Origin of the sequence: Plantactinospora sp. BB1 (assembly GCF_003030385.1) — a bacterium.
GTDB lineage: Bacteria > Actinomycetota > Actinomycetes > Mycobacteriales > Micromonosporaceae > Plantactinospora.
Map to the genome: position 1 here is coordinate 1,426,667 of NZ_CP028159.1, position 17,481 is coordinate 1,444,147.

Here is a 17,481-nt window from a genome sequence, read left to right on the forward strand (position 1 = left end):
GGCACCTCAGCCCGGCTCGATGCTGAGCAGCGGCTGCTCGTACTCGACGACCTCGCCGTCGGTGACGTGCACGGCCCGGACGATCCCGGCCCGGTCGGTGAGGACCGGGTTCATCATCTTCATCGCCTCCACGATCGCGACCTGGTCGCCGGCCTCGACCCGCTGGCCGATCTCGGCGAAGGGCGGCTGGTCCGGGCCGGGAGACCGGTAGAAGACCCCCATCAGCGGTGCCGTCACCGGCACGGTGCCGGCCGCCGGGGCGACCGCCGTGGCGACGGCGGCCACGGCCGCGCCCGGTACCGCCGCCACGGCCGCGCCGGGCACTGCGGAGAGCGCCGCGCCGGTCACCGCCGGGTCGCCGGTGACGGTGACGACCGCCTCCCGGCCCGGCTCGGCGCCCTCGACCTCGATCTGGACGTCGGCCACCCGCACCCGGACCCGCCGGATCGCCGGGTCCCGGACCAGTTCCGCCACCTCGGCGGCGGCCCGTACCGCCCCGCGCAACGCGGCGTCGCCCGGCCCGGCACCGGCCGGCACCGCCGCTCCAGCGGAGTGCGCTCCGCCGCCGTTCGCGGCCGTCGGCCCGGTGCCGTTCGCGGTCACCGGGCCGGTGCCGTTGGCCGCCCGGGCGGCGGTCGATTCGCGGACCTGCTCAGACATGCGCGCCTTCCTTCCAGGGTTCCGCCACCGGGCTGCCGGTGGCGGTGCCGTCCGGGGCCAGCACGCCGTAGCCGCGCAGCCGGCGGTAGCGGGCGGCCAGCAGTTCCTCGACCGGGACCCCGGCGAGCTGGCGCAGCAGCCGGCCGACCGCCTCGGCGACGAGTCCGGCGGCCCGCTCCGGGTCGCCGGGCGGCTCCGGCAGGATCTCGTCGACCACACCGAGCCGGCCGAGGTCCTCGGCGCGCAGCCGCAGCGCCCGGGCGGCCACCGGGGCCTGCCCGGCGTCGCCGAAGAGGATCACGGCGCAGCCCTCCGGGCTGATCACCGAGAAGACGCCGTTCTCCTGGATCAGCAGCCGGTCCGCGACCGCCAGCGCCAGGGCGCCGCCGCTGCCGCCCTCGCCGGTGATCACCGCGACCACCGGGGTACGCAGCCCCGCCGCCAGCGCCAGCGTCTCGGCGATCGCGGCGCTCTGGTTGCCCTCCTCGGCGGCGAGTCCGGGGTACGCCCCAGGGGTGTCCACCAGGGTCACCACCGGTACGCCCCAGCGCTGCGCCAGCTCGAAGAGCCGCATCACCTTGCGGTAGCCCGCCGGGTGCGGCATGCCGAAGTTGTTCGCCACGTTCTCCCTGGTGTCCCGCCCCTTGGCATGCCCGACCACCACCACCGGGCTGCCGTCCAGCCGGGCCAGCCCGCCGACGATCGCGGAGTCGTCCCGTTCCCAGCGGTCACCGTGCAGCTCGACGAAGTCGCCGAAGATCCGCTCGATGTGCTGCCGCACCGTCGGCCGGTCGGCGGCCCGGGCCCGGCCCACCGCCGTCCAGGCGTCCACCGCGCGCTCCGGCCGGTCGTCGTGGCCCGGGGCACGGGACGGCCGGCGAGCGGCGGTCGCCACCGGGCTCCCGGCCGAGGTGCCGGCCGCCGCCGCGCAGAAGCCGACCAGCCGGGCCAGTACGCCCCGCAGTTCCTGACGGCGTACCACCAGGTCGACGTGGCCGTGCTCGTGCAGGAAGCGTGCGGTCTGGAAGCCCGCCGGCAGTGGCTGCCGGATGGTCTGCTCGATCACCCGGGGCCCGGCGAAACCGGCCCGGGTCCCCTCCTCGGCGATGATCACGTCGCCGAGGCTGGCGAAGGAGGCGGCCACCCCGCCGTACACCGGGTCGGTGAGCACGCTGACGTAGGGCACCCCGGCGTCCCGGAGCAGCCGGATCGCGGCGGCGGTCTTGGCCATCTGCAACAGCGAGAGCACGCCCTCCTGCATCCGGGCGCCACCGGAGGCGCTGACCGCGACCAGTGGTACCCCGTGGTCCAGCGCCGTCTCGGCGGCCCGGGCGACCTTCTCGCCGACGACCGAGCCCATGCTGCCGCCGAGGAAGGCGAAGTCGAGCACCACCAGCGCGACCCGGTGCCCGCCGATGGTCGCCATCCCCAGCACGGCGCCGTCGGCCCGGCCGGTCCTGGCCCGGGCCCGGGCCAGCCGCTGCGGGTACGGCATCCGGTCGGTGAACTCCAGCGGGTCGGCGGCGGTGAGGTCGGCGTCGTGCTCGACGAAGCTGTCCGGGTCGACCAGCAGCGCGATCCGGTCGTCGGCGCGCAGCGGCAGGTGGTGACCGCACTCGGGGCAGGTGTGCAGGGCCCGGGCGAGCCGGTCCCGGTGCAGCAGCGCCGCGCAGCGCGGGCACGGCTGCCACACGCCGTCCGGCAGCCCGTTGATCAGGTCCAGTGTGGAGGCTCCCACGACTCAGCCCACCGCGCCGAGCAGGGTGGCGCCGACCTGGCCGTCCCGGTCCACCCCGGTGACCAGCGCGATGCCGTCGGGACGGTCGGTGAGTTCGGCGAGCGCACCGGCGAGTTGGAACGCCGACGAGGCCGCCGAGGTGTCGCCGAGCAGCGCCCGGCAGTGCACCCGGGTCGGCCGGGCCGCACCGAGCACGTCGGCCAGCGCGGCCTCCTCCTGCGCGCCGAACTCGTCACCGCTGTCCGAGGCGGCCAGCACCGTCACGTCCGCCGGGCTCAGGCCGGCTCCGGCCAGCGCCTCCGCGACGGCCCGGGCCAGCACGGTACGCACCGCCGACGGGTCGGCGAAGGCGAGGAACCGGGAGCCCCGGACCGCCGCCAGCGGCTGGCGCTGCTGCCGGACCGCACTGGAGTACGACTCCAGCAGGAAGATCGCGCACCCCTCGCCGAGCGGCGTCGTACCGTCGGCCGGGGCGGCGCCGTCCCGGGACCGGGCGTGCCACTCCAGCCAGCCGCGCGACACCGAGTACTCCTCGACCGCGCCGCAGAGCACCGGCTCGGAGTGGCCGCACCGGTGCAGCCGTACCGCGTAGTTCAGCGCCAGCAGGCCGGTCAGCGAGCCGCCCGCGATGGTGGTGTTCGGGCCCTTCAGCCCGTACCAGATCGCGCTCTGCCCGGCGGCACGGTTCATCACCGTGTTCGGGAAGCGCGCCGGGTCGACGTGGAACGGCTTCGCCCCGGTCAGCGACTCCCGGGTGAAGTCCATGATGCTCTGCACGCTGCCGGAGTTGGTGCCCAGCACCAGGCCGAGCCGTTCGGGCTCGCCGAGCCGCTCCCGGCCGTACCGGTCGAGCAGCATCCCGACGGTGGCCACGGCGATCCCGGTGGCCCGGTCCATCGACCGGGTGCCCTTCTTGCCGAGCACCTCGGCGACGTCGAAGCCGGGGATCAGCCCGGCCCGCTCGTACGGTCCGGGCCAGACCTCCCGGTCCAGCGCGGTCACCGCGGCGGCCCCGGCCCGCAGGCCGGCGGTGAACCGCTCGGCGCCGAGCCCGAATGCCGACGCGGCCGACCAGCCGGAGAGCACCAGTTCGTCCGAGGCGATGGTGGTGACGGTCATCTCTCTCCCTCTCAGACCGCGACCGGCGCCGCGACCGGCGCCCCGCTCGGCTCGGGCGTGACGTCCGGCTCGACGGCCTCGGCGTGCCGGGGACTCCAGGCCGGAATTCCGGCGATGTTCTCGGCCCCGTCGACCCCGATCGTGTTGCCGGTGATCCAGGACGAGTCGGTACGGGACAGCAGCAGGATCGCCTCGGCCACGTCCTCCGGCTGGGTCAGCCGGCCGTGCGGGTTGGTGGCGCCGGCCTGGGCGACGAACTGGGTGTGCTCCGGGATCCGCTCCAGCGCCGGGGTGACGGTGACTCCGGCGCAGAGCGCGTTCACGGCGACGCCGTACCTGGCGAGTTCGCAGGCGAGCTGCCGGACGTGCGACTCCAGCGCACACTTGGCGGCCGACACCGCGCCGTAGCTCGGCATCACCGAGGTGGCGCCGGAGCTGGTCATCGCGTAGACCTTGGCGCCCCGGTGCAGCAGCTTCGCCGCCATCAGGTCCTGCACCCAGTAGACGAGGCTGTGCGCCATCACGTCGACGGTCATCTCCATCTGCCGCTGGCCCAGCGTCCGGTCCCAGCCGGCGCGCGGCAGGTACGGCAGCAGCGAGCCGAACGCCAGCGAGTGCATCACGACGTGCAGCCCGCGCGGCCCGGTCAGCTCGGCGATGGTGGGCAGCAGCTGCTCCCGGGTGGACCGGCTGGACGCGTTGACGTTGAAGAAATGCGCCTCGACCCCGTACCCGCGCAGTTCCGCTTCGAGCTCCCTGGCCGCCTGGGCCCGCTCGCCCATGTCCAGGTGCACCCCGATGACGTTGCCGCCCTCCCGGGCCAGCGCCAGCGCGGTCGCCCGCCCCATGCCGCTGGACGCGCCCAGCAGCAGACTCCACGTGCCTTCCAGGGGAATCAGCATCCCGCGCTCCTTTGTGTCGATCCGGCGGTACGCCAGATCCGGACCATCGCCACGTTTCCGGTGCCGGCCGCGGTGACCAGCAGGCTGTCCCCGTCGGCGGCACGCAGCCGGTCGGCCAGCCGGAGCATCGGGGTGAGGCTGCCGGCGGCGGGCGGGCCCGCGTCGCGCACCGGGCCGACGGCGGCCGGCACCGCCCCGGCCACCAGCTCGCTGACCGGCGAGTCGTCCAGCACGGCGTGCACCGGGACCTGGTCGGCGCCGAGGCTGTGCGCCGCCTCCCGGAGCACGGCCACGGCCCGCTCCCGGGCCGCCCCGGCGGCGAGCCCGTGCGGCGGCAGCAGCAGGGTGCGGACCGCGCACCGGCCGTAGCCGGTGGCGCCGCGCGCCGCCGCCCGCTCCGGCGGCTCCAGCACCAGCACCACCGCGCCCTCCTCCGGTGCCGCCGCCTCGGGTGCCGGCACCGCCTGCTCCATCGCACCGGCGAGCAGCAGGTCGGCGCGGCCGGCCGCGAAGGCCCGCGCCCCGACCTGCACCGACTCCAGGCCGGCGACGAGCGGCGAGATCAGGGTCAGGCTGATCCCGGTGAACCCGTGCTCCATCGACAGCCGGCTGGTCAGCACGTTGACCGCGCCGTACGGGGCGGTGACCGGGCTCAGCTCGCTGGCGTGCTCGGCGATCACGGTGCGGTCCTGCTCGTCGTGCAGCGCCGCCGCACCGTTGTTGGTGCCGATCACCACGCCCCGGTCCTGCTCGGCGGCACCGGTGAGGCAGTCTCCGGCGTCGTCGAGGGCCTGCCGCCCGGCGACCAGCAGGTACTGGCAGGCCGCCGGCAGGTACTTGTAGCCGCGCCGCCCGAGCTGGGTGCGTACGTCGAACCAGGCGCCGTCGGCCGCCGGCCGCTCCACCGGCGGCGCGCAGACGCCGATCCCGGTGACCACGACCTGGCCGGCGGGCGGCATCCGGCCGGCCACCCGGCCGACCGACGGCAGCGGAGCCCACGCCTGCTCAAGCGTGGCGTTCCGGGTCGGCCCGGCGACCGGGGAGAACCCGGCCGGGAGACTGTCGAGCTGCCCCGGCGGTGCGCCCACCCCGGGCGGCCGGCCGGCCACCCCGACACCGTCCCGGCTCATCCGCCGGCCCCCGCGAGCACCAGCGACACGTTGTTGCCGCCGAAGGCGTACCCGTTGACCATGATCCGGTCCGACCCGAGCGGGGTGACCATGCCCTGCGGCAGCCAGACCCGGCACTCCGGGTCCTGCTCGGCGATCGGCACGTTCGGCGGCACGGTCCGGTGCCGCAGGATCAGCGCCGCCGCCACCGCCGCGACCGCGGCCGCCGCCCCGCCGGTGTGCCCGATCAGCGCCTTGAGGCTGTAGAGCGGCACGTCGGCGCCGAGCACCTCGTTGAGGGCCCGGCTCTCCACCACGTCGTTGAGCTGGGTACCGGTGCCGTGCGGCAGGACGCAGCCGATCCGTTGGTCGGCACCGGTGGAGTCCAGCGCCGCCCGCATCGCCCGGACGATCTGGGTCCCCTCCGGCTCCGGCGCGGTCAGGTGGTAGGCGTCGCAGGTCCAGCCGGAGCCCTCCACCACGGCCTGCACGGTGGCGCCCCGGGCCCGGGCGTGCTCCGCCGACTCGACCACCAGGACGCCGGCGGCCTCGCCGAACGACGTACCCCGGCGGTTCAGGTCGAAGGGGCGGCACCGGACCGGGTCCACCGCGCCCATCCGGTTGAAGCAGGCCAGCATCACCCGGCTGTACGCGTCCGCGCCGACCGTCAGCACCACGTCCGCCTCGCCGGAGCGGACCAGGTCGGCGGCGGCGCCGAGGGCGAAGCCGCCGGCCGCGCAGGCGTTGCTGATCGTGGTCACGACGCTCAGCGGCCCGAGCCGGTCGGCGACCGCCGAGGCGACCCCGACCTCGGTGGTGAACCGGGCGGCCGGCTTGCCGCCGTCCGCCCGCCACTGCTCGTGCAGGCTCGCGTCACCCATGCAGGTGCCCAGGGCCAGGCCGATCCGGGACCCCGCCGTCGCCGGCCCGTCCAGCGGCAGGCCGGCGTCGGCGATGGCCTCGTCGATCGCGGTCAGCGCCAGCCGGGACGTCCGGGCGAGCGCCTGCGACTGCGCCGGCAGGTCGGCGTCGGGGACACCCTGCACCGCCGGCACGTCCATGTTCGCGTACGGGTCCGGCACGGGACCCGGGTCGGTAACCGGTGCCGCCATCATCGCGTCCCAGAGGGCGCGCGTACCACTGCCGTGGCACGTGACGACACCGAGGCCGGTGATGGCGACGCCGGTCATCGACGCGTACTCGGAGCAGCCGGCGTGCCTTCCAGCGCGCTGGCGAGACGGTCGTCGAAGTCCACCAGGCTCCAGTCGCGGCGGTTCTCGATCACCGCGTACCCGTGGGTGATCTTCCCCGTGGCGGTCGGCACCAGGATGCCGTCCCGGAGCACGTAGCAGTCCATCCGCGAGGTGTAGGTGAGCCGCTTGAAGACGTTCTCGACGGTGAAGACGGTGTAGAGGTCCTCCTCCATCCGCGCCTCGTCCAGGATGGTGATCCGGGAGTGCGGCACCACCGGGATCCAGTCCTGCTCGTCCAGCAGCCGCTTGATCGAGACGTTCCGGTCGGCCAGGAAGAGGTCGACGACCTCCTCCATCTGCCGCAGGTAGCCGGACATCTGCATCCGCTCGGTGAAGTGGCAGTAGAAGTACGGGATCCGCCACTTCCAGGCGTACGCGTTGCGCCCGGCGGTGAGCCCGGCCAGCAGGTCGCCCTCGGGCGCCGGACCGGAGGCGGCCGGCCGGGTCACCTTGACCGGCGACTGCCCCAGCCGGGACACCGTGTACGGGGCCAGCTCGGCCGGCACCTGCTGCACCGGGTGCCCGTGCGGGTCGAGGCGCAGCTCCACCCGGACCTTGGCGGTGACCGCCTTGATCGGCGGTGCGCCGTTGACCGAGATCTCCACCGCGAAGGCGAGCGCGTCGCCGGGCAGCGGCCGGACCTCGGCGGTCGCCACGTCGTCGATGTGGAAGGCGTGGGTGATCCGGCTGTCGATGTCGACGATGTCGACGCAGAGGCCGTGCCGCTCGTAGAGCCCGCCGGGCGCGAAGCCGCGCTGCCGCAGGTGGTCGAGGACGGCCTCCTCGACCAGGTAGTTGACGTGCTTGAAGCCGATCCAGGTGCAGATGTTGGACCCCTCGTACCGGGGCCGCAGCTCCACACGGGTCACGCCGTCCGCGGCTGGTTCGGAGACGGGACGGGGTGCCAGGGTCGTCGAGTTCACGTGCGCTCCAGGTGTGTGTCGAGGATCGGTTCCGGGCTTGTGTCGGGGGGCGACAGCGGGTGGGCGAAGTCCGCCACCAGGGCGGCGAACCGGTCGGGGTGCTCGGCCATCGCGAAGTGGCCGCAGTCGGCGAGCAGGGCGTACCGGCCGGCGGGTGCGGCGTCGGCCAGCGCCCGCCCGTCGCCGGGCCGGGCGGCGAAGTCGCCGTCGCCGGAGATCACCAGCAGCGGCAGCGCCAGGTCGGCGACGGGCAGGAACGGGGTACGCAGGTAGGCGTCGAAGAAGCGCATCCAGCCGTACGGGCCGATCCGCTCCCGAACCCGCTCGCCCATCGCGACGCGTACCTCGGCGGGCAGCCCGGCCGGGGCACTGACCCGGATCCCCTCTTCGAGGATCCGGTGGAAGTGGTTGAGATAGAAGTCGATCGCCGCCCAGTCGAAGTCGTCGGCGGCCGGTCGGTAGAAGGGCGAGACCAGCACCACCGCCCGGGGCAGCGGCACCGCGCCCGTGACCGCCGGAGCCATCGCCATCGCCGGCCGGATGGTCTCCGGCTCCGCCGGCCCGCCGACCCGGCCGGCCCGGCCGAGCAGCTCCAGCAGGGTGTTCGCGGCGAACGAGTGCGCGACCACCAGGTCCGCGCCGCCGGGGACGGCGGCCAGCGCCTGCGCCGCCGCGCCGGTGGCGTCGGCCCGGTGGCTCCAGCCGGTGTCGCCGGCGCTCGCCCAGGGCAGCTCGGCGTCCCACAGCTCCAGCCAGGCCGGTGCCCGCGACTCGAAGCGGTCCCAGATGGCCCGGCTGCTGGCGAGGCCGTGCAGCAGCAGGGTACGCACCGGTCGGGTGCCGGCACCGGGCCGCCGGCACCGGACCGGTACCCCGGTCCCGTGCGGCAGGGCGCGGTCCGGTCTCGGCGGCGCGGAGGTGCTCATCGCCGCTCTCCCCCGGCGGTCAGCAGCAGCGCGGCCGCCGCGTCCGAACCGTCGCCGTCGGCGGTGGCGAGTACGGCACCCCGGTCGTGCCCGTTCAGCCAGGCGGTACCGGCGACGCACTGGAGCACGCCGAGCGCCCCCGAGCAGTGCCCGTGGTACGCGGTCAGGTCGTGGCTGGTCTGCTCGGTCATCCCGGTCGGTCCACCCGCCCCGGCCCCGAACCACATGTCCACCGGACGCGGGTCGGTACGCCGGATCGCGGCCACCGCCGCCGGCTGATCCGCCTTGCGGGCGTACGGGCCGAGTTCGGCGAGCGCCTCGACGCCCCGGTCCCGGACCGCCGTCGCCGACTCCAGCACCAGCGCCGCGGCGCCGTCGAAGAGCCGGAGGTCGTCGTCGTCCTTGCTCCGGCCGCCGCTGACCAGGTGCCGGACCGGCGCGTTCGCCGGCTCGACTCCGACCACCAGCACCCGGTCGACCCGGCCGGCCAGCACGAGCAGCCGACCCCAGTTGACCGCGTCCAGTCCGGAGGTCGCCCCGTTGCACATGGTCAGGTTGGCGCCGCGCAGCCGGAACCAGATCGCCAGCCAGGACGCGATCACGTTGCTCGCGGTGGCCGGCAGGTTCATCGGGCTCAGCCCGACGTAGGTCTCCTCGGCGATCGTCGACACCGTGTCGCAGACCGTGTCGACGTTGCCGTAGTTGGAGCTGACCACCACGCCGACGGTCTCGCCGGGGACGGTCAGGCCCGGGTCGCCGAGCAGTCCGGCGTCGGCGAGCGCGTCCCGGCCGGCGCAGAGGGCGAGCCGGGTGGCCCGGTCCTTGTAGCGCAGCCCCTTGCGGTCCAGGCGGCGGGTCGGGTCGTCGCCGTCGGCGCCGGCCGGGGTACGCCGGAGCAGGTCGTCCGGGCCGGCGATCCCGGAGACCGCCACCCCCACCCCGCTGACCACCACGTCGACCGGAGCCATCAGGACACCTTCTCCACGATCGCGACGGCGTTCAGTCCGCCGAAGCCGAACGAGTCCACCTGGGCGACCCGCAGGGTGGCCAGCTCGGCGTGCTCGCGTACCAGTCGGAAGCCGTCGACCTCGTCGATCGGGTTCTCCAGGCCGAGGATCGGCGGCACCACGCCGGAGCGCAGCGCCTCGACCGCCACCACCAGGCTGTGCAGCCCGGAGGCGCCGGCGGTGTGCCCGGTCATCGACTTGATGGCGGTCATGTACGGCGAGGGCGACACCCCGGAGTAGACCTCCCGGACGGCCTGCGCCTCGGCCTCGTCGTTCAGTGCCGTACCGGTGCCGTGCAGCATCAGCAGGTCGACGTCGGCCGGCTCCACCCCGGCCCGCCGGTGCGCCTCCCGGGTGACCAGGGCGATGCTCTTGGCGTCCGGTGCCGACGGGTGGTAGGCGTCGCAGTTCACCGCCACGCCCCGGACCCGGGCGTGCCGGTGCCCGGCACCGGGGCCGTCGGCCTCCCGGCGCAGCACCACGGCGACCGCGCCCTCGCCCTGGAGCATGCCCCGGCGGTCCCGGTCGAACGGCCGCACCTGCTCGGGCGCCTCCGCGTAGCAGCGGTCCAGCAGCCCGTAGGTGCTCTCGGTGATGGTGTCGACCCCGGCCACCACGACGGTGTCGGCGACACCGAGGTCGAGCAGGTCCATGCCGAGGCCGAGGGTGTAGAGCGAGGCCGAGCAGGCGTTCGCCACGGTGTGCGTGTCGGTGGCCCCGAACCGCTTCCGCAGCGCGCTGCCGAAGTGCAGGTCGCGGGCGTCGAACGGCACCCCGTCGCGCCAGCTCAGCTCGACCGAGCGCAGCTCCCGCAGGGTGGTGCCGACCAGCACCGGGGTGTCGCCGAGGTCGTCGTCGAGGCCGGCGTCGGCCAGCGCGGCACCGACCGCCTGCTCCAGCCACCGGCTGGCCCGCAGGGTCTCGTCGCAGCCGGGGCCCGGTCGGTCGTCGATCTCGTACGCGTGCTGCGCCCGGTAACGGGAGCGGTCGAAGCCGCGCAGTTCGGCCAGCCCGCTGTAGCCGGCGCAGAGCGAGTCGAAGAACTCGACGGTACTGCCGCCGATGCTGGCCACCGCGCCCATCCCGACCACCAGCGCGGTCATGGCGTCACCTCGTCGTACCTGCCGAGGATCAGCACCGCGTTGTTGCCGCCGAAGGCGAGCGCGTTGTTCTGCACCACCCGCAGATCGGCGTCCTGGGCCACGTTCGGTACGCAGTCGAGCCCGCACTCGGGGTCGGTCTCGACGTGGTTGATGGTCGGCGGGATGAATTTGTGGGTGATGGCCAGGGCGCAGGCGGCCGAGGCCAGCGCGCTCGCCGCCCCCATGGTGTGCCCGATCATTCCCTTGATCGAGACCGTCCGGGGCGCCCCCTGCCCGAAGACCTGCCGGATGGCGCCGGCCTCGGTGACGTCGTTCGCCTTGGTCCCGGTGCCGTGCGCGGAGATGAAGTCGATGTCCTCCGGCTTCACCCCGGCGTTGCGGTGGGCCAGCTCGATGCAGCGGGCGATGCTGTTCTGGTCCGGCGCGACCGGGTGGTACGCGTCGCAGTTGAGCCCGTAGCCGAGCACCTCGGCGTAGATCCGGGCACCCCGGGCCCGGGCCGAGTCGAGGCTCTCCATCAGCAGGATGCCGGCGCCCTCGCCGGTGAGGATGCCCTTGCGGTTGCGGTCGAACGGCTGGCACGCCTCCGGGGCGATGGTGCCGAGCCGGTAGAAGCCGGTGAAGGTCTTCCGGCACAGCGCGTCGGCACCGCCGCAGAGGGCGACGTCCACGTCACCGCTGCGGATCGCGTCCAGCCCGTACCCGACCGCGTAGTTGCCGGCCGCGCAGGCGGTCGGGATCGTCACCGCCTCGACATCGGTCAGCCCGAGTTCGGCGACGATGCTCGACGAGAGGCGGCCGGCGGGAACCCGACGCGCCACGACCGGGTCGAAGTGTTCCGCCCCCCGGTCGACCTGGACCCCGACCAGTTGGTCGAGGTCGTGCGATTCGCCGTCCGTGGTCCCCACCGACACCAGCGCGCGGCGGGACCGCAGCTCCCCGAGAGACATGCCCGCGTCCGCGACCGCCATCCCGGCGGCGGCGGCCGAGAGCTGGCTCGCCCGGCCGAGCTGTGCCGGGTCGACGTTGTGCAGCCAGCGGGCCGGGTCGAAGTCGGTGATCTCGCACCCGTTGGCGTACGCGAACCCGGTCGTGTCGAACGCGGTGATCGGCTTGACCCCGCTCCGACCGGCCCGCAGTCCGGCGAGAAACTTCTCGACCCCGATTCCGATGCTGGTCACCACGCCGAGCCCGGTGACGACCACCCGGCGGGGCGATCGAGCATCGCCTGGCAGAACGCTCATCATCGCGCCTCACTCACCTGTAGTCCTCCGACCCGACTCCGCCGTCCGCGCGACGCGCTCAGGCGTTCGACGCCTCGCCGACGACGGCGTAAACGCCCTGCAGATTCACCATTCGGCTCAGTTCCGCCTGGTCGATCGTGACGTGCAGATTCCGCTCCAGGGCGGCGAGAATTTCGATCGCGAGCAGCGAGTCCGCACCGTGGTCCTCTTTGAACAGACTGGTCTCGGTGACCTCGTCCGCGTCGATTTCCAGAATCTCGCAGACGATCTCCTTGACCTGCTCGCGGTCGATGTCGGTGCTGGTGGTGGGGGTCGTGCTGCTCATGTCGCCTCCAGAAACGGATCGGTTGAGTGAATATCTCGATGACTGGCCTTGGCTGGCGGCGCCGTGCGCCTCACCGCCCGATACCGTTTGCCGCCTCGGCCGTCTGGCGGCACCATCGGATCGCGGTACTGTCCCGAGTCTGTGAGCCGCGACTATATTTCTCCTATATGGCGACGGGCGGTCCGCCATATCCACCGCCGGACTCCGGTAACGAGTGAAGCGATCGCCGCCCGTACGGATGGCAGGGTGGGGACATGGCGGTCGACATCGTCTACGAGACGCACGCGACGACCACCGACAACGAGACCGGGCTGGCCACCGGCTGGCGGCCCGGCCAGCTCTCCGGGGCCGGCCGGCGGGAGGCCCGCGAGCTGGGCGAGCGGCGCCGCGACGACGGGCTGCACGTGGTCTTCTGCTCCGACCTGGCCCGGGCGGTGGAGACAGTCGAGCTGGCGTTCCCGCTGCGGGAGTTGCCGGTGCACCGGGACACCCGGCTACGCGAGTGCGACTACGGCGACCTGACCGGCCGGCCCGTGGCCGAGCTGGCCCCGCTGCGGGTCGGATATCTGGACGAGCCCTTTCCGGGCGGGCAGAGCTACCGGCAGGTGGTGGAGCAGACCCGGGGCTTCCTCCGGGACCTGGCCGCCGCCTGGGACGGCTTCCGGGTGTTGATCGTGGCGCACTCGGCGAACCGGTGGGCGCTGGACCACCTGCTGCACGGGGTACCGCTGGCCGAGCTGGTGGCGGCGCCGTTCGACTGGCGCCCGGGGTGGACGTACCGGCTGCCGTCGGGCTGGGGCACGGACCGTCCGACGCCGGCCCGACGCCAACCGGGGCGGCCGGCGCCGGAAGGTGGGTAACTCACGGGCGGTCACGGCCGGGGCCTGCCTATTCTTGGCGACGACATGCAGACGCCACCGCCCGCCCCTGCCGTACCCGCCGCCGACCTTCCCGCGCTCCGGGCCCGGCTGCCGGAGTTGATGTTCCGCGACCAGCGCCGGATCCAGCGCCGGATGGAGGGGCTCGCCAAGATCCGTGATCTCGGGCGGCGGCAGGCGGCCACCGCCGAGATCGCCGCCGAGATCGGTACCGCGGAGGAGCGGCTCGCCCGCCGCCGGGCCGCCGTACCGGTGATCAGCTATCCGGCCGGGCTGCCGGTCAGCGAGCGCAAGGACGACCTGCTCGCCGCGATCCGGGACCACCAGGTGGTGATCGTGGCCGGCGAGACCGGCTCCGGCAAGACGACCCAGCTACCCAAGATCTGTCTGGAGCTGGGTCGGGGCGTCCGGGGGCTGATCGGGCACACCCAGCCCCGCCGGCTGGCCGCGCGCACGGTGGCGGACCGGATCGCCGACGAGCTCGGCACCGAGCTGGGCGGGGTCGTGGGCTACAAGGTCCGCTTCACCGACCAGGTCGGCGACAGCACGCTGGTGAAGCTGATGACCGACGGCATCCTGCTCGCCGAGCTCCAGCAGGACCGGATGCTGCGGCAGTACGACACGCTGATCATCGACGAGGCGCACGAGCGCAGCCTCAACATCGACTTCATCCTCGGGTACCTCCGGCAGCTCCTCCCCCGCCGGCCCGACCTCAAGGTGATCATCACCTCGGCGACCATCGACCCGGAACGGTTCGCCCGGCACTTCGCCACGGGCGACGAGCCGGCGCCGGTGCTGGAGGTCTCCGGCCGGACCTACCCGGTCGAGACCCGCTACCGGCCACTGGTCGAGCTGGGCGACAGCGAGGAGCCGGACGACGACGGGGAGACCGTACGGGACCAGATCCAGGCGATCGGCGACGCGGTGCAGGAGCTGGCCGCCGAGGGGCCCGGGGACATCCTGGTCTTCCTCAGCGGAGAACGGGAGATCCGGGACACCGCCGACGCGCTGGGCAAACTCGTGCAAAATCGCCCGGCGCTGCGGGACACCGAGATCCTGCCGCTCTTCGCCCGGCTCTCCACCGCCGAGCAGCACCGGGTCTTCCAGCCGCACCGGGGTCGCCGGGTCGTACTCGCCACCAACGTCGCCGAGACCTCGCTGACGGTCCCCGGCATCAAGTACGTGGTGGATCCCGGCACGGCCAGGATCTCCCGCTACAGTCACCGGCTCAAGGTGCAGCGGCTGCCGATCGAGCCGGTCTCGCAGGCGTCGGCGAACCAGCGCAAGGGGCGCTGCGGGCGTACCTCGGACGGGATCTGCATCCGGCTCTACGACGAGTCGGACTTCCTGTCCCGGCCCGAGTTCACCGACCCGGAGATCCTGCGCACCAACCTCGCCTCGGTCATCCTCCAGATGACCGCGATCGGGCTGGGCGACATCGCCGCGTTCCCGTTCATCGACCCGCCGGACAGGCGCAACATCGCCGACGGGGTCAACCTGCTGCGCGAGCTGGGCGCGCTGGAGGAGACCGGCGAGGAGGCCGGGCACCGGCTGACCCCGCTGGGCCGCCGGCTGGCGCAGCTCCCGGTCGACCCCCGGCTGGCCCGGATGGTGCTGGAGGGCGAGCGCAACGGCTGCGCCACCGAGGTGTCGGTGATCGCCGCCGCCCTCTCCATCCAGGATCCTCGGGAGCGGCCCGCCGACAGGCAGGCCCAGGCCGACCAGGCGCACGCCCGGTTCACCGACAAGGAGTCGGACTTCTCCGCCCTGCTCAACCTCTGGCGATATCTCCAGGAGCAGCAGCGGGCGCTCTCGTCCAGCGGTTTCCGCCGGATGTGCAAGGCCGAATACCTCAACTACCTGCGGGTCCGGGAGTGGCAGGACATCCACTCCCAACTCCGCCAGGTGCTCCGCAGCACCGGCGGCGCGGCGTCCGACGCCCGTCCGGGCCGTGGCCGGCGCGGCGGCGACTCCGGCACCGACGCCCCCGCCACGGGTACGCCGACGGCACCGGCCGGCGACGCGACCCCGGAGAACCTCGACACCGACCGGATCCACCAGTCGCTGCTGGCCGGGCTGCTCTCGCACGTCGGGCTGAAGGAGACGCAGAAGAACGAATACCTGGGTGCCCGGGGCGCCAGGTTCGCCCTCTTCCCCGGCTCGGCGCTGTTCCGCAAGCCGCCGCGCTGGGTGATGGCCGCCGAGCTGGTCGAGACGTCCCGGCTCTGGGGCCGGGTCGCCGCCCGGATCGAGCCGGAGTGGGTCGAGGCGCTCGCCCAGCACCTGGTGAAGCGCAGCTACAGCGAGCCGCACTGGGAAAAGAAGCAGGCCGCGGTGATGGCCTTCGAGAAGGTCACCCTCTACGGCATCCCGCTGGTCAGCGGCCGGAAGGTCAACTTCGGTCGGATCGACCCGGCGCTGAGCCGGGAACTGTTCATCCGGCACGCGCTGGTGGAGGGTGACTGGCAGACCCACCACCGGTTCTTCCACGACAACCGCGCGCTGCTCGACGAGGTGGAGGAGCTGGAGCACCGGGCCCGGCGCCGGGACATCCTGGTCGCCGACGAGACGCTGTACGCCTTCTACGAGCAGCGGATCCCCGCCGAGGTGGTCTCCGGCCGGCACTTCGACGCCTGGTGGAAGAAGACCCGCCGGGACCGGCCCGACCTGCTCACCTTCGACCGGCAGATGCTGGTCAACGAGGGACGGGGCGGGGTCGACGCGGCCGACTACCCCGACGAGTGGCACTCGGACGGGGTGGCGCTGCCGCTGACGTACCGGTTCGAGCCGGGGACCGAGACCGACGGGGTGACGGTGGACATCCCGCTGCCGATGCTCAACCAGGTCGACGCGGAGAGCTTCGACTGGCAGGTACCGGGGCTGCGCGAGGAACTCGTGGTGGCGCTGATCCGGTCGCTGCCGAAGGCGGTACGCCGGAATTTCGTCCCGGTGCCGGACTACGCCCGGGCGGTGCTGGCCTCGATCACACCCGGCCGGGAGCCGCTGCTCGACGCGCTGACCCGGGAGCTGCGCCGGATGACCGGGGTGACCGTGCCCCGGGACGCCTGGGACCTGGCGAAGCTGCCGGCACACCTGCGCCCCACCTTCCGGGTGGTCGGCGAGGAGCGGCAGACCGTCGCCGAGGGCAAGGACCTGCCGGCGCTGCAACGGCAGCTCACCACCCAGGTACGCCGGATGGTGGCCGCCGCCGCCCCGGACGTCGAACGGTCCGGGCTGCGGGAGTGGAGCATCGGCACGCTGCCGCGCTCGATCGAGCAGGACCGGGCCGGCTACCTGGTGACCGCCTACCCGGCCCTGGTCGACGAGGGCGACAGCGTCGGGGTACGGGTCTTCGAGACCGAGGCCGAGCAGGGTCGCCAGATGTGGGCCGGTACCCGGCGACTGCTCCGGCTGACCCTCGGCTCGCCGCAGAAGTTCGTCTCCGGCCGGCTCTCCAACGAGGCGAAGCTGGCGCTGAGCCGCAACCCGCACCGCAACGTGCAGGAGCTGCTCGACGACGCCGCCGACGCGGCGGTGGACAAGTTGATCGCCGACGCCGGCGGGCCGGCCTGGGACGCCGAGGGGTTCGCCGCGCTGCGCGACCGGGTCCGGGCGGATCTGGTCGACACCACCGTCGAGGTCGTCGACCGGGTACGCCGGGTGCTCGCCGCCGCCTACGCGGTCGAGCAGCGGCTGGCCCGGACCAACGACCTGACCATGGTGGCGGCGCTGGCCGACATCCGGGCCCAGCTCTCCGGACTGGTGCACCGCGGCTTCGTCACCGAGACCGGGTACGCCCGCCTCGCCGACCTGCCCCGCTATCTGACCGCGATCGAGCGTCGCCTCGACCGGCTGCCGCAGAACCCGCAGCGGGACCGCGACCAGCAGGCCCGGATCGAGCAGGTGCAGCAAGAGTACCGGGAGATGGTCGACGCGCTGCCACCCGCCCGCCGGGGTTCCGACGCGGTACGGCAGATCCGCTGGATGATCGAGGAACTCCGGGTGAACGTCTTCGCCCAGGCGCTCGGTACGCCGTACCCGATCTCGGAACAGCGGATCTACCGGGCGATGGACGTCGCCGAGGCGGGCTGAGGCCCCGCACCGGCCGGACGCCCCGGGGCGGCGGGTGGCGAGCGACACAGCCATCCCGGCCCTGACCAGTTGGAATGTCGGTACCCGGGTTTAGTAGGCTGACCTCCGGCCATCCAGAGCGACCGAGAGACCTGGCTCGTCGACGTCGCAGCAACCCCCCACCGTGGGTGCGGGTGCTACCGCCAGGACCGATGGAGGTTCA

Annotated in this window: 14 protein-coding genes and 1 riboswitch; of the genes, 2 read left to right on the top strand and 12 right to left on the bottom strand. The window is 73.7% G+C overall.

The window, feature by feature from the left end; all coding sequences use genetic code 11:
- Positions 1 to 6: 6 nt before the first annotated feature.
- Genes C6W10_RS06005 through C6W10_RS06060 form a run of 12 tightly spaced genes read right to left on the bottom strand, consistent with a single transcriptional unit; the run spans position 7 to position 12,309 of the window.
- Positions 7 to 660, bottom strand: a complete 654-nt coding sequence (locus C6W10_RS06005; RefSeq protein WP_107257183.1) for a biotin/lipoyl-containing protein — start codon at positions 658 to 660, stop codon at positions 7 to 9.
- Positions 653 to 2,398, bottom strand: coding sequence for an acetyl-CoA carboxylase, carboxyltransferase subunit beta (gene accD, locus C6W10_RS06010; protein ID WP_234361639.1), 1,746 nt, complete (start codon positions 2,396 to 2,398; stop codon positions 653 to 655). Before accD ends, C6W10_RS06005 begins: the two co-directional genes overlap by 8 nt.
- A 3-nt stretch (positions 2,399 to 2,401) precedes the next feature.
- Positions 2,402 to 3,517, bottom strand: coding sequence for a beta-ketoacyl synthase N-terminal-like domain-containing protein (locus tag C6W10_RS06015; protein WP_199853879.1), 1,116 nt, complete (start codon positions 3,515 to 3,517; stop codon positions 2,402 to 2,404).
- Positions 3,518 to 3,528: 11 nt separating this feature from the next.
- A complete protein-coding gene (locus tag C6W10_RS06020) occupies positions 3,529 to 4,419 on the bottom strand; it encodes an SDR family oxidoreductase (protein WP_107257184.1) in 891 nt (296 codons plus the stop codon).
- Positions 4,413 to 5,549, bottom strand: a complete 1,137-nt coding sequence (locus tag C6W10_RS06025; RefSeq protein WP_107257185.1) for a beta-ketoacyl synthase N-terminal-like domain-containing protein — start codon at positions 5,547 to 5,549, stop codon at positions 4,413 to 4,415. The genes C6W10_RS06020 and C6W10_RS06025 overlap by 7 nt, the downstream gene beginning before the upstream one ends.
- Positions 5,546 to 6,718 (bottom strand): beta-ketoacyl synthase, encoded by a 1,173-nt coding sequence (locus C6W10_RS06030; protein ID WP_107257186.1) that lies wholly within the window; start codon positions 6,716 to 6,718, stop codon positions 5,546 to 5,548. The genes C6W10_RS06025 and C6W10_RS06030 overlap by 4 nt, the downstream gene beginning before the upstream one ends.
- Positions 6,715 to 7,650, bottom strand: a complete 936-nt coding sequence (locus C6W10_RS06035) for a thioesterase (RefSeq protein WP_199853310.1) — start codon at positions 7,648 to 7,650, stop codon at positions 6,715 to 6,717. The genes C6W10_RS06030 and C6W10_RS06035 overlap by 4 nt, the downstream gene beginning before the upstream one ends.
- Positions 7,651 to 7,700: 50 nt before the next feature.
- Positions 7,701 to 8,630 (bottom strand): alpha/beta fold hydrolase, encoded by a 930-nt coding sequence (locus C6W10_RS06040; protein WP_107257187.1) that lies wholly within the window; start codon positions 8,628 to 8,630, stop codon positions 7,701 to 7,703.
- A complete protein-coding gene (locus tag C6W10_RS06045; RefSeq protein WP_107257188.1) occupies positions 8,627 to 9,598 on the bottom strand; it encodes a beta-ketoacyl synthase N-terminal-like domain-containing protein in 972 nt (323 codons plus the stop codon). The genes C6W10_RS06040 and C6W10_RS06045 overlap by 4 nt, the downstream gene beginning before the upstream one ends.
- Positions 9,598 to 10,740: a beta-ketoacyl synthase N-terminal-like domain-containing protein gene (locus tag C6W10_RS06050; protein ID WP_199853880.1), complete on the bottom strand. Its 1,143-nt coding sequence runs from the start codon at positions 10,738 to 10,740 to the stop codon at positions 9,598 to 9,600. Before C6W10_RS06050 ends, C6W10_RS06045 begins: the two co-directional genes overlap by 1 nt.
- Positions 10,737 to 11,984 carry a beta-ketoacyl synthase gene (locus C6W10_RS06055; protein WP_107270853.1) on the bottom strand — a complete coding sequence of 416 codons (1,248 nt, stop codon included), beginning with the start codon at positions 11,982 to 11,984 and terminating at the stop codon, positions 10,737 to 10,739. Before C6W10_RS06055 ends, C6W10_RS06050 begins: the two co-directional genes overlap by 4 nt.
- A 58-nt stretch (positions 11,985 to 12,042) precedes the next feature.
- The gene (locus C6W10_RS06060) at positions 12,043 to 12,309 is read right to left on the bottom strand and encodes an acyl carrier protein (RefSeq protein WP_101365395.1); all 267 of its coding nucleotides are present in this window, start codon (positions 12,307 to 12,309) and stop codon (positions 12,043 to 12,045) included.
- Between the two features lie 254 nt (positions 12,310 to 12,563).
- Here C6W10_RS06060 and C6W10_RS06065 point away from each other — a divergent pair, with 254 nt between their 5' ends.
- Both C6W10_RS06065 and hrpA read left to right on the top strand, forming a co-directional pair.
- Positions 12,564 to 13,169, top strand: coding sequence for a histidine phosphatase family protein (locus tag C6W10_RS06065; RefSeq protein WP_107257190.1), 606 nt, complete (start codon positions 12,564 to 12,566; stop codon positions 13,167 to 13,169).
- A 45-nt stretch (positions 13,170 to 13,214) separates the two neighbouring features.
- Positions 13,215 to 17,279: an ATP-dependent RNA helicase HrpA gene (gene hrpA / locus C6W10_RS06070; RefSeq protein ID WP_107257191.1), complete on the top strand. Its 4,065-nt coding sequence runs from the start codon at positions 13,215 to 13,217 to the stop codon at positions 17,277 to 17,279.
- A 106-nt stretch (positions 17,280 to 17,385) separates the two neighbouring features.
- A riboswitch (SAM riboswitch) is annotated at positions 17,386 to 17,477 on the top strand.
- Positions 17,478 to 17,481: the final 4 nt, after the last annotated feature.

What these genes read in the sequence shown, in the direction of transcription:
- hrpA (WP_107257191.1), top strand. Translation starts at nt 13,215, where the DNA reads ATGCAGACGCCACCGCCCGCCCCTGCCGTACCCGCCGCCGACCTTCCC.
- C6W10_RS06040 (WP_107257187.1), bottom strand. Translation starts at nt 8,630, where the DNA reads ATGAGCACCTCCGCGCCGCCGAGACCGGACCGCGCCCTGCCGCACGGG.
- C6W10_RS06050 (WP_199853880.1), bottom strand. Translation starts at nt 10,740, where the DNA reads ATGACCGCGCTGGTGGTCGGGATGGGCGCGGTGGCCAGCATCGGCGGC.
- C6W10_RS06020 (WP_107257184.1), bottom strand. Translation starts at nt 4,419, where the DNA reads ATGCTGATTCCCCTGGAAGGCACGTGGAGTCTGCTGCTGGGCGCGTCC.
- C6W10_RS06045 (WP_107257188.1), bottom strand. Translation starts at nt 9,598, where the DNA reads ATGGCTCCGGTCGACGTGGTGGTCAGCGGGGTGGGGGTGGCGGTCTCC.
- C6W10_RS06015 (WP_199853879.1), bottom strand. Translation starts at nt 3,517, where the DNA reads ATGACCGTCACCACCATCGCCTCGGACGAACTGGTGCTCTCCGGCTGG.
- C6W10_RS06005 (WP_107257183.1), bottom strand. Translation starts at nt 660, where the DNA reads ATGTCTGAGCAGGTCCGCGAATCGACCGCCGCCCGGGCGGCCAACGGC.
- C6W10_RS06025 (WP_107257185.1), bottom strand. Translation starts at nt 5,549, where the DNA reads ATGAGCCGGGACGGTGTCGGGGTGGCCGGCCGGCCGCCCGGGGTGGGC.
- C6W10_RS06030 (WP_107257186.1), bottom strand. Translation starts at nt 6,718, where the DNA reads ATGACCGGCGTCGCCATCACCGGCCTCGGTGTCGTCACGTGCCACGGC.
- C6W10_RS06065 (WP_107257190.1), top strand. Translation starts at nt 12,564, where the DNA reads ATGGCGGTCGACATCGTCTACGAGACGCACGCGACGACCACCGACAAC.
- C6W10_RS06055 (WP_107270853.1), bottom strand. Translation starts at nt 11,984, where the DNA reads ATGAGCGTTCTGCCAGGCGATGCTCGATCGCCCCGCCGGGTGGTCGTC.
- C6W10_RS06060 (WP_101365395.1), bottom strand. Translation starts at nt 12,309, where the DNA reads ATGAGCAGCACGACCCCCACCACCAGCACCGACATCGACCGCGAGCAG.